Origin of the sequence: Hymenobacter metallicola, assembly GCF_004745645.1 — a bacterium.
GTDB classification, from domain to species: Bacteria; Bacteroidota; Bacteroidia; order Cytophagales; family Hymenobacteraceae; genus Hymenobacter; species Hymenobacter metallicola.
Genome location: NZ_SRMB01000002.1, coordinates 922,220 through 936,016 on the forward strand (window position 1 = coordinate 922,220; position 13,797 = coordinate 936,016).

16 protein-coding genes are annotated in these 13,797 nt (G+C 61.9%); 10 read left to right on the top strand and 6 right to left on the bottom strand.

Features of this window, described 5'->3' with window-relative positions:
- The first annotated feature begins 125 nt into the window (after positions 1 to 125).
- The 3 genes from E5K02_RS14670 (at position 126) to E5K02_RS14675 (ending at position 2,263) form a co-directional block, all read left to right on the top strand.
- On the top strand, positions 126 to 1,526 hold the full coding sequence (locus E5K02_RS14670; RefSeq protein WP_135395745.1) for an L-lactate MFS transporter: 1,401 nt from the start codon (positions 126 to 128) through the stop codon (positions 1,524 to 1,526).
- A gap of 38 nt (positions 1,527 to 1,564) precedes the next feature.
- Positions 1,565 to 1,708, top strand: coding sequence for an MFS transporter small subunit (locus E5K02_RS25570; RefSeq protein WP_167856411.1), 144 nt, complete (start codon positions 1,565 to 1,567; stop codon positions 1,706 to 1,708).
- A 108-nt stretch (positions 1,709 to 1,816) separates the two neighbouring features.
- A complete protein-coding gene (locus E5K02_RS14675; protein WP_135395747.1) occupies positions 1,817 to 2,263 on the top strand; it encodes a putative signal transducing protein in 447 nt (148 codons plus the stop codon).
- An 8-nt stretch (positions 2,264 to 2,271) separates the two neighbouring features.
- Here E5K02_RS14675 and E5K02_RS14680 read toward each other — a convergent pair whose 3' ends face one another.
- Complete coding sequence (locus E5K02_RS14680) at positions 2,272 to 3,495, bottom strand: molybdopterin molybdotransferase MoeA (RefSeq protein WP_135395749.1); 1,224 nt, start codon at positions 3,493 to 3,495, stop codon at positions 2,272 to 2,274.
- A gap of 235 nt (positions 3,496 to 3,730) precedes the next feature.
- On the opposite strand from E5K02_RS14680, the gene moaC reads away from it, so the two are divergent.
- Together moaC and E5K02_RS14690 are read left to right on the top strand one after the other, a co-directional pair.
- Positions 3,731 to 4,222 (top strand): cyclic pyranopterin monophosphate synthase MoaC, encoded by a 492-nt coding sequence (gene moaC, locus E5K02_RS14685; RefSeq protein WP_135395751.1) that lies wholly within the window; start codon positions 3,731 to 3,733, stop codon positions 4,220 to 4,222.
- Positions 4,212 to 5,396 (top strand): NTP transferase domain-containing protein, encoded by a 1,185-nt coding sequence (locus E5K02_RS14690; protein WP_135395753.1) that lies wholly within the window; start codon positions 4,212 to 4,214, stop codon positions 5,394 to 5,396. Before moaC ends, E5K02_RS14690 begins: the two co-directional genes overlap by 11 nt.
- On the opposite strand, the gene E5K02_RS14695 is transcribed toward E5K02_RS14690, so the two are convergent.
- The 3 genes from E5K02_RS14695 to E5K02_RS14705 form a co-directional block, all read right to left on the bottom strand.
- Positions 5,393 to 5,884 (bottom strand): DUF1905 domain-containing protein, encoded by a 492-nt coding sequence (locus E5K02_RS14695; protein ID WP_135395755.1) that lies wholly within the window; start codon positions 5,882 to 5,884, stop codon positions 5,393 to 5,395. The two genes, E5K02_RS14690 and E5K02_RS14695, sit on opposite strands and share 4 nt — an antisense overlap.
- Positions 5,885 to 5,887: 3 nt before the next feature.
- Positions 5,888 to 6,304: a molybdenum cofactor biosynthesis protein MoaE gene (locus tag E5K02_RS14700; RefSeq protein ID WP_135395757.1), complete on the bottom strand. Its 417-nt coding sequence runs from the start codon at positions 6,302 to 6,304 to the stop codon at positions 5,888 to 5,890.
- Between the two features lie 75 nt (positions 6,305 to 6,379).
- On the bottom strand, positions 6,380 to 6,622 hold the full coding sequence (locus E5K02_RS14705; RefSeq protein ID WP_135395759.1) for a MoaD/ThiS family protein: 243 nt from the start codon (positions 6,620 to 6,622) through the stop codon (positions 6,380 to 6,382).
- Between the two features lie 131 nt (positions 6,623 to 6,753).
- Here E5K02_RS14705 and moaA point away from each other — a divergent pair, with 131 nt between their 5' ends.
- From moaA to E5K02_RS14730, 5 genes are all read left to right on the top strand, one after another.
- Positions 6,754 to 7,761 carry a GTP 3',8-cyclase MoaA gene (moaA, locus tag E5K02_RS14710; RefSeq protein WP_135395761.1) on the top strand — a complete coding sequence of 336 codons (1,008 nt, stop codon included), beginning with the start codon at positions 6,754 to 6,756 and terminating at the stop codon, positions 7,759 to 7,761.
- A 132-nt stretch (positions 7,762 to 7,893) separates the two neighbouring features.
- On the top strand, positions 7,894 to 8,694 hold the full coding sequence (locus E5K02_RS14715) for an alpha/beta hydrolase (RefSeq protein WP_135395763.1): 801 nt from the start codon (positions 7,894 to 7,896) through the stop codon (positions 8,692 to 8,694).
- A 113-nt stretch (positions 8,695 to 8,807) separates the two neighbouring features.
- Positions 8,808 to 9,368, top strand: a complete 561-nt coding sequence (locus E5K02_RS14720; protein WP_135395765.1) for an RNA polymerase sigma factor — start codon at positions 8,808 to 8,810, stop codon at positions 9,366 to 9,368.
- A gap of 4 nt (positions 9,369 to 9,372) precedes the next feature.
- Positions 9,373 to 9,663 carry a hypothetical protein gene (locus tag E5K02_RS14725; RefSeq protein WP_135395767.1) on the top strand — a complete coding sequence of 97 codons (291 nt, stop codon included), beginning with the start codon at positions 9,373 to 9,375 and terminating at the stop codon, positions 9,661 to 9,663.
- Between the two features lie 88 nt (positions 9,664 to 9,751).
- Positions 9,752 to 10,438, top strand: coding sequence for a ClpP family protease (locus E5K02_RS14730; protein ID WP_135395769.1), 687 nt, complete (start codon positions 9,752 to 9,754; stop codon positions 10,436 to 10,438).
- Between the two features lie 816 nt (positions 10,439 to 11,254).
- On the opposite strand, the gene E5K02_RS14735 is transcribed toward E5K02_RS14730, so the two are convergent.
- Both E5K02_RS14735 and moeB read right to left on the bottom strand, forming a co-directional pair.
- The gene (locus E5K02_RS14735; RefSeq protein ID WP_135395771.1) at positions 11,255 to 12,433 is read right to left on the bottom strand and encodes a putative sulfate/molybdate transporter; all 1,179 of its coding nucleotides are present in this window, start codon (positions 12,431 to 12,433) and stop codon (positions 11,255 to 11,257) included.
- Between the two features lie 157 nt (positions 12,434 to 12,590).
- Positions 12,591 to 13,694: a HesA/MoeB/ThiF family protein gene (moeB, locus tag E5K02_RS14740; RefSeq protein WP_135395773.1), complete on the bottom strand. Its 1,104-nt coding sequence runs from the start codon at positions 13,692 to 13,694 to the stop codon at positions 12,591 to 12,593.
- Positions 13,695 to 13,797: the final 103 nt, after the last annotated feature.

Genomic DNA, 13,797 nt, shown 5'->3' on the forward strand with positions numbered 1-13,797 from the left:
AATACCGCGTTAAAGACCCCAACATCCTTGCTTCAGCCTGGTTATCAGCCTACTTCGCAGCCACCACGCCTCGGAACAGGAGCGGCTGCGTGTTCCGTCCACCTCCAACCCCTCAAAAAACTCCCATGGCAACCGACTCTTTTCTGGACCGTAGCCGCACCATTGCCGGGCCGGGCTTCAACCGCTGGCTGATTCCACCGGCCGCGCTGGCAATTCATCTGGCCATCGGGCAGGCCTATGCGTTCAGCGTCTTCAAAAAGCCCATGGGAGCCCTTATCAGTGGCAATGTAGATGCCCCCGCACCCGATGACTGGACCCCGGCCCAGCTCGGCGTTATCTTCTCCATTGCCATTGTGCTGCTGGGGTTGTCGGCCGCTGTGTTTGGCAAATGGCTGGAGCGCGTGGGCCCCCGCAAGGCCATGCTGGCCTCCGCTTTATGCTTTAGCGGCGGCTTTTTTATTGGGGCGTTGGGCGTGCACCTGCACAACCTGTGGCTGGTGTATTTCGGCTACGGCTTCGTGGGCGGCATCGGGCTGGGCATCGGCTATATCTCGCCCGTTAGTACGCTCATCAAATGGTTTCCTGACCGGCCCGGCGTGGCTACGGGCATGGCCATTATGGGCTTCGGGGGCGGCGCCATGATTGGCTCCCCGCTGGCCGTGGCCCTGATGGACCATTACAAAGCCTCAGCCCCGATGGGCGTGGCCCCCACCTTTCTGACCATGGGCCTGATTTATCTGCTCTTCATGCTCTTCGGCGTCTTCACCATTCGGGTGCCGGCCGAGGGGTGGAAGCCCGAGGGCTACGTGCCTTCCACCACCTCCAACGCCCTGATTACCACCCACAACGTAGACGCCGATACGGCCATCAAAACGCCACAGTTCTGGCTGCTGTGGGTGGTACTCTGCATGAACGTGACGGCCGGTATCGGGGTCCTGGAAACGGCCTCCCCCCTGATTCAGGAGACTTTCTCGGATAAGTCGATGGGGGCTGGGCTGGGCGTAACGGCCGCCGCCGCCGCGGGCTTCGTGGGCCTGCTGAGCTTGTTCAACCTGCTCGGGCGCTTCTTTTGGTCATCGGCCTCCGATAAGATTGGCCGCAAGCCGACCTACATGATTTATTTCGGGCTGGGCATCGTGCTCTACGCCCTGGTGCCCACGCTGGCGGCCAGCGCCTCGCTGTCGTTGTTCGTCATTGTATCCTGCGTGATTCTGAGCATGTACGGGGGTGGCTTTGCCACGATTCCGGCGTATCTGCGCGACTTGTTCGGCACCATGCAGGTAGGCGCCATCCACGGCCGCCTGCTCACGGCCTGGAGCACGGCCGGCGTGCTGGGCCCACTGATTGTGAATTTTCTGCACGAAAGCCAGAAGTCCAAGGGCCTGACGGGGGCGGCGGCCTACCAAACGGTGTTTTACACCATGGCGGGCTTGTTGGTGATAGGCTTCCTGGCCAACCTGCTGGTAAAGGCCGTGGATGCCCGCTACCACGTTCAGGAAACGACTGCCCCGAAGGTAGCCGCGTAGTTTTCTTCGTATTCGTAGCTGTTTTAAGCTCTTTATCTATGGAACCCAAGACCTCTTCGACGCCGCAAGCGGCTGCTCCTTCCTCGGGCCTGCAGGTAGCCCTGGCCTGGATTTACGTGGGCGTACCCCTGCTCTGGGGCGTTTCCCAGACTTTTATCAAGGCCCTGGCGCTGTTCAAGTAACCCTGCTGCGTCAGCGAATTCGTCTGCTCGGAAAACAAAAGAGCATTTGGCACGCCGCCGAATGCTCTTTTGTTTGTTATTTACTTATCTGACTTGTAGCCCCTTGCCATGACAACCCAGCCCGCCGAGGACCGCATTGTGGTGCTTGAGTCCTTTGCCGACCCCATTACGGCGCACCTGGCTAAAGGCCGCCTGGAAGCCGAGCAGATTCCCTGCTTTCTAACCAACGAAAACCTGGTGTCGCTCAACCCGCTCTACGGACCGGCCACGGGCGGGGTGCGCCTGCACGTGCGGGCCCAGGACGTAGCCGCCGCCGTCGAGATTCTGCGCTATGAGATTGTGCCCATGGCCGTTACCCGGCCCGACGACGAGCCCTTGCCCGATGTGGTGCACTGCCCCCAGTGCGACTCGGCAGACGTGGCTTTCGGGCCGGCCACGCGCAACACGTACAGTTTCCCCATGTTGCTTCTGTCGGTGCTGCTGGGCTACCCCCTGCGCGGCAAACGTTACCACTGCTTCCACTGCCGCCACGAATTTAAACGCCCGGAGCGGTAAAAGGCCAATCAACTTCCCAGCCCCCGAAACTGCACCAGTGGGAAGGCGTCGCCGGCTTTGAACTCGGTTAGCTCGGGGGGCAGGCGCAAAAAGGCGTCGCAATGCAGTAGGGAGGCCAGGTCGCCGGAGCCTCCTATGGGCTGGGGGTGGGCCAGCCAATGGCCGTAGGGGGCAAGTTCCAGCCGCACGGGCAGAAAGTAAGTAAGCGGCGGCGCAAACGAAAAGTCGGTGGCCAGCAGGGCCGTGGGCTGCGCCCGGTACCCCTGGGGCTGCTGACAGCGGCGCACCCAGGGCAGCACATACTGGTAGAAGTTGACAAACGTGGACACCGGGTTGCCGGGCAAGGCAAATACTACCGCGCCACGGGGCTTTTCCCCAAACCAGAAGGGCTTGCCCGGCCGCTGCCGCACTTCGTGAAAAAGCTGCTGCACCCCGAGCTCCTGCAGCATAGCGGGCAGAAAGTCGGCCTGCCCCTTCGAGACCCCGCCGCTGAGCACCAGCGCGTCAAACGAGTCGAGCAGCGGGGGCAGCCCCTGACGCAGGGCATCCTGGTCGTCGTTAAAATGAAATGCCTCACTCTCCGCCCCCGCCTGGCGCAGCGCCGCCTGCACCATGTAAGCATTGGAACGGCGAATCTGGTGGGGCAAGGGCGTTTGGGTCAGTTCCACCAGCTCGTCGCCGGTACTGACCACGGCCACCCGCAGGGCCCGGGCCACGGGCAGCGCGGCCGCCCCAATAGTAGCCGCCACCGCTATTTCGGCCGGGCTCAGCCGCACGCCGGCCGGCAATAGCAAGTCGCCCTGCCGCCGGTCGGCGGCCTGGTGATGAATGTTGTGGCCGGCGGCGGGCGGGGCTACTTGCAGGGCGGCCACCCGCTGTCCGTTCACCTCATGAAACTGCAGGTCCTCGTAGCGCACTACCGTATCGGTGCCGGGTGGCAGGACCGCGCCCGTCATGATTTCTACGGCTGTTTGCGAATCGGCCAGGGGCTGGGGCACCATGCCGGCCAGCTGGGTAGCAGCAATAGGAAACGTGGTTTGCCCCGCCGCCACGGCTTCGAAGGCCAGGGCAATACCGTCCATGGCCACGCGGTGGAAGGGCGGAAAGTCGCGGTCGGCGTAGAGAGGCTCCAGCAACACGCGGCCAACAGCGGCGGGCAACGGCACTGTTTCGGCGGGCAGCGGCCGGGCGGTGGCCAGCACGCGGCGCGTAGCTTCTTCGACAGAAATCATGGGGGCAGAGAAAGTGCGCAGGTATGCGCCGATGAAGAACAAAGCCGGGCCACCCCGCTGGGCCGGCCCGGGCTAAAGACGCAAGTAAGCCGGTTTAGTTTAAGCCCGGGCGCCGTAGTAGCCAACGCGGGAGCGCAAATATGCGTCTCTCTACCAGCTTCCAGCGGCTTTTCGGCAGTGGTTGTTCCAACTTTTACCCTTGTTTTGGCTTTGTAAGCTATTCTCCTTTTGCGCTATGTCCGACTCCTCCCGCTCCCTTACCCACCTAAACGCCGCCGGCCAGCCGGCCATGGTCGATGTGGGTGCCAAAACCCCAACCCGCCGCGTGGCCCGGGCCCGCAGCCGCGTAATATTGGGGGCTGAGATTCTGCAGCTGGTGCAGGCCGGCGACCTGCCCACGCGCAAAGGCCCGGTGTTTCAAACGGCCATTCTGGCCGGTATTATGGCCGCCAAGAAAACGGCTGACCTGATTCCGCTCTGCCACCCGCTGGGCCTCGACGACTGCCAGATTCAGATTGACGTAGTGAGTGCGGAAGCTATTCACATCATTTGCACCGCCACCGTGACGAGCAAAACCGGGGTAGAAATGGAGGCCCTGACGGGTGCCTCGGTAGCGGCTCTCACCGTGTACGATATGTGCAAGGCCCTGTCGCACGACATTGTTATTCAGGAAACCCGCCTGCTGGACAAAACCGGCGGCAAAAGCGACTTTCACCATGTCGACTAACCCTACGCCCGACTCGTCCAAGCCCCGCACCAAGCACGCCGCCCTGACCCGGCCCGCCATCGGCGAGTTTGGCCGACAGGAGCTGGCTATTCTGGGCGCGCCCTGTGGCAAGATTAAAGATCTGGTAATGCGCCTGCTGCCCTTGCTAAGCCCCCGGCTAACGGTGGGCTACGTGGATGCCGACCACGCCGCCGGCGACGAGGCCGAGAGTGGTGGCGCCGGTGGCGCTGGCCCCATCCTGCAGGCCGGGGCCAGCGCCGAACTGACCGACAAGATTCACTTCCGCCGCCTGGACCAGCGCCGGGAGCTGGACGGTTTTGCCCAGAAGGAGCTGCTGGCCCACCAAAGTCTGGTCTTGGTAAACGGCAACCACTTCCGGGCCCGGCAGCAGATTATCATTCTGGACCCGGCTAAGCCCCTGGATAAAAAGCTCGACCGGCTCACCGACGTGCAGCTGATTTTACGCCCCGAAGGCGTAGGCGAGCTGCCGGCGGTATTGCAGCAGCACTTTGCCGGCCAAGAAGCAATTCCTACGCTCGACCTGGCCGATACCGTGGCCATTGCCGAGTTTATTCACCAGTGGTGGCAGCGCAGCTTGCCGCCCTTGCGGGGCCTGGTTTTGGCCGGGGGGCAGAGTCAGCGCATGCAAACCGACAAGGGCCGCCTGAACTACCACGGCCTGGAGCAGCGCGCCTACGCCGCCCAGCTTTTGGCGCAGGTATGTACCGACGTACACGTTTCCTGCCGCCCCGACCAGCTTGCCCAACTGCCCGCCGGCCTTGCTCCCCTCCCCGACCGGTTTCTGGAGCTGGGGCCCATGGGCGGCATCCTCTCAGCCTTCCAACTCGACCCCAACGCGGCCTGGCTGGTGGTAGCCTGCGACCTGCCTTTCCTTTCCGCCGCCACCCTGCAACACCTGGCCCACCACCGCAACGGCGCCAAAGTTGCCACCGCGTTTCGGAGCCCCGAAAACGAGTTTCCCGAGCCGCTAATCACCATTTGGGAACCCCGTGGCTATGGCACGCTGCTGCGGTTTCTGGGCCTGGGCTACTCCTGCCCGCGCAAAGCCCTGATTAACTCCGACATTGAACTGCTGGCTGCCCCCGACCCCAACGAGCTGCGCAACGTGAACACGCCCGAAGAAGCCGCGGCCGCCCGGCTGGAGCTACTCTAAGGGTTGTCGCGCCCGATGAACCGTTCCTGGCCCAGCAGGAAGCGGATGGCTCTTTGCACGTTCCGCTCCACACTTTCCTCACTTTTCAGAAAGGAGATGTAGCGTACGATTTCCAGGCGGCGGGAGGCGGGCAGGCTGTTGAACACTGCTGCCGCGGCTGCGTTTTCGGCCAGGGCCTGGCTGAGCCGCGGGTGCACCGGCAATTCCCGCGACTCCGGGTCGTGGCGTAGGGTGAAAGTGGCCGTGTCGCCGACCTGCTTGCCGGCAGCCTGCCGCATCGGGCCGTTCAGGTACAGCCGCCACTGCCCGGCATATTTTACCAGGGTTTGGGGGAAAGCGTGCCCGTCGATAGTGAGCTGCACCGGAATCGGGCCCTTGGCTTTGCCAGCGGCGGCAAATAGCGCCTGCCGCAGCGGTTCGGGCACCAGCACGTACGGGTTAACGCCAATCAGCTCAATACGAGCCGAAAACGTAGCCGATGCTTCCATATGCTAGGGGTGGGCCGCTACCCAGACAGAGCCGTCTTCGTACTCCTCCTTTTTCCAGATGGGCACCACCTGCTTGATGGTGTCGATGATGTACTGGCAGGCGGCAAAAGAGTCGGCGCGGTGGGGCGTAGATACGGCCACCACTACGGCCACGTCGCCAATTTCGAGGCGGCCTTTGCGGTGGGTAATGGCAACTTGGCGCAGCATGGGCCACTTTTCCTGGGCCTGCCCGGCCACGTGCTCCATCTGCCGAATGGCCATGACGTCGTAGGCTTCGTAGTCGAGGCGCACCACGCGGCGGCCGGTGCTCTGGTTGCGGACCGTGCCGATAAAGGTATTCACGGCCCCGGCGCCATCGTCCTGCACGGACGCCAGCACGGCGGCCACATCAATGGGCTGGTCGGTAAGGTAGATGTGCATTTCTGTCTTCGGCAATGTTCTTTTTTCGCGTGTCATCCTAAGCTCAGGATGCCAAGCGTATTTTGGTTAAGCTGCTTACCCCCCGCTCACCGGTGGAATCAGGGCTACTTCGTCGCGCTCCTGCAGCTGATATTCATCGGCGGCATACTCGCTGTTGACGGCTATGGCCAGGCTGCTCAGCTCACGCAAAGCCGGATATTGGGTGCGGAGCTGGTTCATCAGGCCGGCCACCGACTGCTGGTCGGGGGTGTCGAGGTCGAGCGAGGCGCTGCCTACTATTTCTTTGGCAATGCCAAAAAGCGCAATTTTCAGTTTCATTTGTTTATCTCTACTCCGGAGCCAGTATACGCGGCCGGTCGTGGAACAGAAAGGCCGGTTTTCGGTTTTTTGTTCTGAATCTCTTTTAGCTATGTCTGCGTTGAGGCATTAGTTGTATTCCAGCTGCTTGTATGTCCGTTGCTACCCCTGTTCTGTTTGATAACCACGGCCGGCCGTTGGAATACCTGCGCCTGGCCGTCACGGACCGCTGCAATTTGCGTTGCTTTTACTGCATGCCCGAGGAGGGCATCCAGTATTTGCCCCGGGAGCAGGTGCTGAGCTACGAGGAAATGGAACGAGCCGTGGCTTTGCTGGCCGGCCTGGGCGTGCGCAAAGTGCGCCTGACCGGCGGGGAGCCCTTCGTGCGCCGCGACCTGGTGCCCTTTATCGGCCGCCTCAGCGCAATACCAGGCATCGATGACATCAGCCTGACGACCAACGGGGTACTCACGGCGCCCCACATTCCGGAGCTGGCCCGCCTGGGCATCCGGACCGTGAATCTGAGCCTGGATACGCTCGACCGGGCCCGTTTCGCCCGCATCACCCGCCGCGACGAACTGCCCCGCGTGCTCGACACGTTCTACGCCCTGCTGGCGGCCGGTATCAAGGTTAAAATCAACGCGGTGGTAATGGACGGGCAGAACATTGAGGACCTCGTGCCCCTGGCCGAGCTGACCCGCGACCTGCCCGTGGATGTGCGTTTTATCGAGGAAATGCCCTTCAACGGCGGCAGCCACGGCACCATCCAGATTCCGTGGAGCCACGTGCGCATCCGCGAGCATCTGGAGCAGCACCTGGGCCTGCTCACGCCCCTGGCCACCAAGCCCGGCGACACGGCCTCGCACTACACCGCCACGGGCCACCAGGGCCGGCTGGGCATTATTGCGGCCTACTCGCGCACGTTCTGCGGCACCTGCAACCGCCTGCGCCTCACGGCCGAAGGCGGCCTCAAAACCTGCCTCTACGACCAGGGCGTGCTCGACGTGCGGGCCCTGCTACGCAACGGCTCCTCGGATGCCGAGGTAACCGCCGCCCTGGCCGCCGCCTTCCGCAACCGGGCCGCCAACGGCTTCGAAGCCGAGCAGCAGCGCCCCGTGCATCAGCTCAGCTTCGAGTCGATGAGCACGATAGGCGGATAAGTGGTGAGATGGTGAGTTAAAAGGCGTGTCATGGCAAGCAGCGCGCAATGACACAAACTCAGCTTCGTGATGCCTCCTGGCCATGACCAAAAAGCAGCGCAATCCACCGGAACTTCGTATTCTTAGGCTGCTATGAAGTTTTTGCTCGGAACCGTCGGATTCATTGCTTTCTGCTATGTGGCGGTGCTGGTACTGCTGTATTTCAAGCAGGAGCGGCTCTTATTTTTTCCTACCAAGCTACCAGCCGACTACCGATTTTCCTTTAACCAGCCCGCCCAGGAACGCTGGATAACAACCCCGGACGGCACCCGCCTGCACGGCCTGCTCTTTCCGGCCGACGCGGCTCGGGGCCTGATTTTCTACCTGCACGGCAACGCCGGCGCCCTCGACAGCTGGGGCGAGGCGGCTTCGCTCTACACCCGGCTCGGCTACAGCGTATTTATGCTCGACTACCGGGGCTACGGCAAAAGCGGCGGCACCATCAGCAGCCAGGAGCAGTTCTTAGCCGACGTGCAGACGGCTTACCAACAGCTGCGGCCCGAGTTTGCCGAAGAGCGCACTATCATTCTGGGCTACTCCCTGGGCACGGGCGCGGCGGCCTGGCTGGCTGCCCGCCACCACCCGCGCCTACTGATTCTGCAGGCTCCCTACTTCAGTATGCGAGCCACGGCGCGGCAGCACTATCCTTTTGTGCCGGGCTTTATCGTGCGCTACCCCTTGGGTACCGATGCCGTTTTGCCCCAAGTGCGCTGCCCGATTGTTATCTTCCACGGGGAGCACGACGAGGTGATTGATTACCAAACCACGATGCAGCTCAAAGCCCTGCTCAAGCCCCAGGACCAATTTATTACCCTCGCTGGCGCCGGCCACAACGGCATGACCAGCAACCCGGAGTACCAGGCCGGTATCCGCCGGATTCTGGGCGAATTGTAGGCAGCGGCGGGCCGCAAAAGTTTTTTTCGGAACCCCTAGGGTGATAGTTGTGAAAAAGGCGGATTAACTAGCAGAACGGTGCTTTTCAACCCAGTAGGCAGGCTTTCACTCATATGGATACTTCAGCAACGCTACGGCAGGCGCTACTTACAGACCGGGAACACACCCTGACGCTGATCTACCACCGGACTTTTCCGCTGGTACGACGCTACGTGCAGCAGCAAGGCGGCTCGGCCCAAGACGCCAAGGATGTGTTTCAGGATGCCCTGGTTATTTTCTACGAAAAGGCCGTGGCCGAGAGCTTCGTACTGTCTTCGTCGGTGAGCACCTACCTGCTGGGCATCAGCCGCAACTTGTGGCGGCGCGAGCTGAGCCGGCGCCAGCAGCTGCCCGCCACCAGCCTGCGCGAAGAACACACCCAGGAGGTTGCCGAGGAAGCCGAGCCGGGCACCGACGGCCGGGAGGCGCTGGCCGTGCTCGACTACGTGGAACGGCTCGGGGCGCGGTGCAAGGATATGCTGCTCGCTTTTTATTACTTCCAGCAGCCGCTGGAGCAGATTGCCGGAGCCCTCAAGTACGGCAGTATCCGGTCGGCTACGGTGCAGAAGTTTAAGTGCCTGGAGCGGCTGCGCAAATCGGTGCGGGCGGCAGTGGCCGAATCCGTAGCGCACTAACGCCATGCGCCCCGCCCTAGAACGCCTGCGCCTGATTGAGCGCCACTTGCTGGGCCGCCCCACCCCCGTCGAAGCCGCGCAGTGGCAGCTGCAGCTCCTCACCGACCCCGAGTTGGCCCCCGATGCCGCTACTCAGCAGCACCTCTACCACGCCCTGCACGAGGCCGGGCGCCAACAGCTGCGCCAGGAGCTGGAGCAGATTCACCGCCGCTACGAGCGGCAAACCCGGCGCCGTGGCTGGGTGCAGGCCGCCACCGACCACCTGCGCCAGCTGCTGAAGCGGCCCCGTTTCTAACTCTTGCTTTTTAGCTTTTTCCCCTGCTCTGCCTTGAAAAATCAAGGCAGCCGGGCTTCCCTTGTCCTTTTCTTTTCCACTGTTTACCATGCTACACTCCCAGGAATTCCGAAAATTTGCCGTGCGTGGCCAGGGCCTTACCAGCACCAGCCTCGACCGGTACCAGCACCACGTTGAAGCGCAGTTTACGGGTATGACGCGCTCCGTCATCGAGGAACGGCCTACGCGCTTTGCCGAAATCGACGTGTTTTCGCGCCTGATTATGGACCGGATTATCTTTCTGGGACAAGCCGTCGACGACAACATTGCCAACATCATCAATGCCCAGCTCCTGTTCTTGGAGTCGGCTGACGCCAAGAAGGATATTCTGCTCTACATCAACTCGCCGGGCGGTTCGGTGTATGCCGGCCTGGGCATCTTCGACACGATGCAATACGTGAATCCCGACGTAGCCACCATCTGCACCGGTCTGGCCGCTTCCATGGGCGCTTTTCTGCTCTGCGGCGGGGCCATCGGCAAACGCTCGGCCCTGCCCCACGCCCGGGTCATGATTCACCAGCCCTCGGGCGGCGTGCAGGGCCCCTCGGCCGACATCGAAATTACGGCCCGGGAAGTAGTCAAGCTGCGCCAGGAGCTCTACCAGATTTACGCCGAGCGCACCGGCAAAACCTACCAGCAAATCCACGACGACTCGGACCGCGACTACTGGATGCGCGCCGACGAAGCCCGGGAGTACGGGTTGATTGACGAAGTGCTGGAGCGGGAGAAGAAATAAGTAGCTTCAGGACGCTTTTCGTCCCGCTTGTTATGAAGCTTCACCCAGACTGTTCGTTTCGAATTTCATCCGTTGGGCTGCTTGGGCTGCTCTTGTTTGGCGGTAGTGCCTGCCAAACCATTCAGCAACTTACCCGACTTCCCCACCGGCGGATTTTTACGACCTTCTTGGCAAAAGCGGATTTGATTGGCATTACGGAGCGCCAACCAGTAGTTGCCGGAAATAACACCCTGTTCAGATATGCTTACTGGTACAAAAAGCCTCGTGTACCACACGGGGTGTACCACCTGATTATTTATTTGAAGGTCCAAAACCCAGAGAAACTACCACTAAATCGTCAACTACCATTTCCTGACGGCAACCTCGGTATCATTGGGTACGGGTCTGACATGGGCGGTTCCTTTTTTAGTCGGGAGGTAAAAGATGTGCGAGGCAGTGTAACGGTTTTGGCCGCTACTCCCACCACTTACCGTTTGCGCTGGCGAGTGAAGTACACGGGCTTATACGGAACCCGGACTCTGAACACGACCCGCACCTTTACGCTAGACTCCACCTACTTCCGGCGCTAAAACAACTGCTGCTCTTTACCAGTAGCTGAACACGAAAACAAATGTTTACGAGCTCCGCTGCTCCCCCTGGCCTCCGAAACATTCGTTGGAATACCCGGGGGCAGCAGCGGAGTCTATATTTTTTTGTTTTTGCCCTCAGCTGCTGCCCCCGAGCTCAGAAACAATTGTTTTTGCTTTGGGTAAAACTCGTACCAGCACCGAAACAACTGTTTTCGAGCACGGGTAACTGTTCGTGGCTGCTTACGACTTACTTGCCCAGCCCCACCCAGCCGCGGCGCATGGCGTAGTACACGGCTGTGCCGACGATAAGTCCCACCAAATAGCCGTAGGGCAGGCCACTGCAGAGCACGCCCACCAGCAAGGCCACCGTCAGGTCGGACTTCGACGAGGTCAGGTCGCGGAGCAGGGTGGCCAGGGTCAGGGCCTCAAAAAGCAGGAGCACGCCCAAAATGGGCAGGGGAAAAATCTGGACGATATCGGCGAAGCCCTGGCTGAAAAACAGCCCCAGCACCAGAAACAGCCCGCCGTAGAGAACAACCGAGCCCCCGGTGCGGGCCCCGAAGGCGTAGTGCCCCACCATGCCGCCCGAGCCGTGGCACACCGGAAAGCCCCCAAAGAACGGCGCCACCAGGTTCATGAGCCCGTAGGTAAAGCTGATCTGACGCACCGATACCTGTTTTGCGGGGTAATGGTCGTGGATAACCTGGCGGGTAGCCAGAATGGAGTTGCCGAGCGACAACGGAATCTGGGGCAGGGCCAGCAGCACGGCCCCGGTGAGAATGTCGGCCCGCTGCGGAATGTGCCAGGTGGGCAGGTGCAGGCCCAGGGCCTGCTGGGCCGTAGCCAGGTCGAGCTTGAACACCAGGGCGTAGACCACGCCCAGGCTAATAACGAGTAAAGAAGCGGGCCACCGGCGGTTGCCCAGCAGCAGCACCGTGACGACAAACGCGGCGGCGGCCAGGGCGTAACCCGACGTGCCATCGGCCGGCACATATTCCTTCAATGCCAGCGTGGAGAGCTGCAACGCCAGCCCAAACTGAATGCCCCGCACCACGGGCTTGGGAATCAGGCGGGCCAGGGCGTCAATGAGGCCCGTCACGGACAGCACCAGCATGCTCAGGCCAATAGCCAGGCCGCCGCCGAAGATGATGCGGCCGGGAATTTTCTGGGCAATAACCAGGGCGGCAAAGGCTTTCAGGGGCTGCACGGGCATGGGCATGCCGTACCAGAAGCCGGAAAACATCTGCAACAGCCCAAACACAATCAGCAGCCCGGCACTGTCGACGCCCGAAGCGGCAATAACGCCGATGAGCAGGGGCAGATCGGTACCTAAGTCGCCGAAAGCCCCGGCCAGCTCATTGCGGTCGAAACGAATGCGGGAGGGTGGGGCTTGGGCCGTGATGACAGGTGATGGTTGGGGAGGCACAGGCGGATGCAATTAGAGGGCGCCGTTCGACAGGATTGTTGCTTGTCGCATGAAAGTAAGACATCCCGCGGGCTGACGAGGGTAGTGGGTGTAGAGAAAAACGCCATTCTGAACGAATTCTTTCCGCAGCATGAATCCGCAAGCTTAGCAGGGCGGGCTACTGTTCTTCTGGCGCCGCTACACTCTCCCACCCCTGCATACCACCCGTCAGATTGGTCAGGTTATCAAAGCCAAACTCCTGCTGCAGTTGGGTGATGGCCGAAGCACTACGGCGCCCACTGCGGCAGTACACCACGATGGGGTGGTGGCGGGGCAGCTCGGCTACTCGCTGACTCAGGCTGCCCAAGGGAATATGAGCAGCATTAGGCAAGTGCCCCCCGGCATACTCCTCCAGTTCGCGCACATCCAGCAAAAAAGGAGGCCCTTCTGAGTCGAGCAGGCGCCCCAGCTCGGCGGGTTCAATGCTAGCCAGAACCGGCTGGCACAGCTCGGCGTAGTCGGCCGCGTCGGCCGTGTCGAGGTTGATGCTGGCCCGCTCGGGCTGCCGGGCGAAGCGCAGGGTGCGGGTCTGGAACGACAGGGCATCGAAAAGCCAAAGCCGGCCGCTCAGCGTTTCACCCAGCCCCAGAAGTACTTTCAGGGTTTCCGTGGCCTGGGCGCAGCCCACCAGGCCCGGCAGCACCCCCAGCACGCCGGTGGCGGCACAGTTGGGGGCTTCGGCCGCCGAGGGCGGCTGCGGAAACAGGCAGCGGTAAGTAGGCCCGCCCTGGTAGTTAAAGACCGAAACCTGGCCCTCAAACTTATAGATGGCGCCCGAAACCAGGGGCTTACCCAGGCTTACGCAGGCATCGTTGAGCAGGTAACGGGTCGGGAAATTGTCGGAGCCGTCGACGACCACGTCGTACTGGGCCACCAGCTCGCGCACCGTGGCCCGGTCGACCCGACGAGGAATTATTTCGCAGGTTACCAGCGGATTGAGGCGCACCACCGCCTGGGCGGCGGCTTCGGCTTTGCTGCGGCCCAGGTCGGCGGGGCCGAAGAGAATCTGGCGCTGCAGGTTGCTGGTTTCCACCCGGTCCCCGTCCGCTATGCCCAGGGTGCCGACTCCGGCGGCCGCTAAATACTGCAGCACCGGGCAGCCCAGTCCCCCGGCACCGACTACCAGCACCCGGGCGGCCTTGAGCTTCACCTGGCCGGCCTCCCCTATTTCGGGCAGCTGCAGGTGGCGTTGGTAACGTTGGCGTTCGTCGGGAGTAAGCACAGCAGAAAAACTAATAAATGAAGGATGCTCGCAGGTTGAATCGGGCAGAACCCCGTACAACGCAGGGGGACCTGTTGCCCCAAGTAGGCACCATATTCTACCC

What these genes read in the sequence shown, in the direction of transcription:
- E5K02_RS14670 (WP_135395745.1), top strand. Translation starts at nt 126, where the DNA reads ATGGCAACCGACTCTTTTCTGGACCGTAGCCGCACCATTGCCGGGCCG.
- E5K02_RS25570 (WP_167856411.1), top strand. Translation starts at nt 1,565, where the DNA reads ATGGAACCCAAGACCTCTTCGACGCCGCAAGCGGCTGCTCCTTCCTCG.
- E5K02_RS14675 (WP_135395747.1), top strand. Translation starts at nt 1,817, where the DNA reads ATGACAACCCAGCCCGCCGAGGACCGCATTGTGGTGCTTGAGTCCTTT.
- E5K02_RS14680 (WP_135395749.1), bottom strand. Translation starts at nt 3,495, where the DNA reads ATGATTTCTGTCGAAGAAGCTACGCGCCGCGTGCTGGCCACCGCCCGG.
- moaC (WP_135395751.1), top strand. Translation starts at nt 3,731, where the DNA reads ATGTCCGACTCCTCCCGCTCCCTTACCCACCTAAACGCCGCCGGCCAG.
- E5K02_RS14690 (WP_135395753.1), top strand. Translation starts at nt 4,212, where the DNA reads ATGTCGACTAACCCTACGCCCGACTCGTCCAAGCCCCGCACCAAGCAC.
- E5K02_RS14695 (WP_135395755.1), bottom strand. Translation starts at nt 5,884, where the DNA reads ATGGAAGCATCGGCTACGTTTTCGGCTCGTATTGAGCTGATTGGCGTT.
- E5K02_RS14700 (WP_135395757.1), bottom strand. Translation starts at nt 6,304, where the DNA reads ATGCACATCTACCTTACCGACCAGCCCATTGATGTGGCCGCCGTGCTG.
- E5K02_RS14705 (WP_135395759.1), bottom strand. Translation starts at nt 6,622, where the DNA reads ATGAAACTGAAAATTGCGCTTTTTGGCATTGCCAAAGAAATAGTAGGC.
- moaA (WP_135395761.1), top strand. Translation starts at nt 6,754, where the DNA reads ATGTCCGTTGCTACCCCTGTTCTGTTTGATAACCACGGCCGGCCGTTG.
- E5K02_RS14715 (WP_135395763.1), top strand. Translation starts at nt 7,894, where the DNA reads ATGAAGTTTTTGCTCGGAACCGTCGGATTCATTGCTTTCTGCTATGTG.
- E5K02_RS14720 (WP_135395765.1), top strand. Translation starts at nt 8,808, where the DNA reads ATGGATACTTCAGCAACGCTACGGCAGGCGCTACTTACAGACCGGGAA.
- E5K02_RS14725 (WP_135395767.1), top strand. Translation starts at nt 9,373, where the DNA reads ATGCGCCCCGCCCTAGAACGCCTGCGCCTGATTGAGCGCCACTTGCTG.
- E5K02_RS14730 (WP_135395769.1), top strand. Translation starts at nt 9,752, where the DNA reads ATGCTACACTCCCAGGAATTCCGAAAATTTGCCGTGCGTGGCCAGGGC.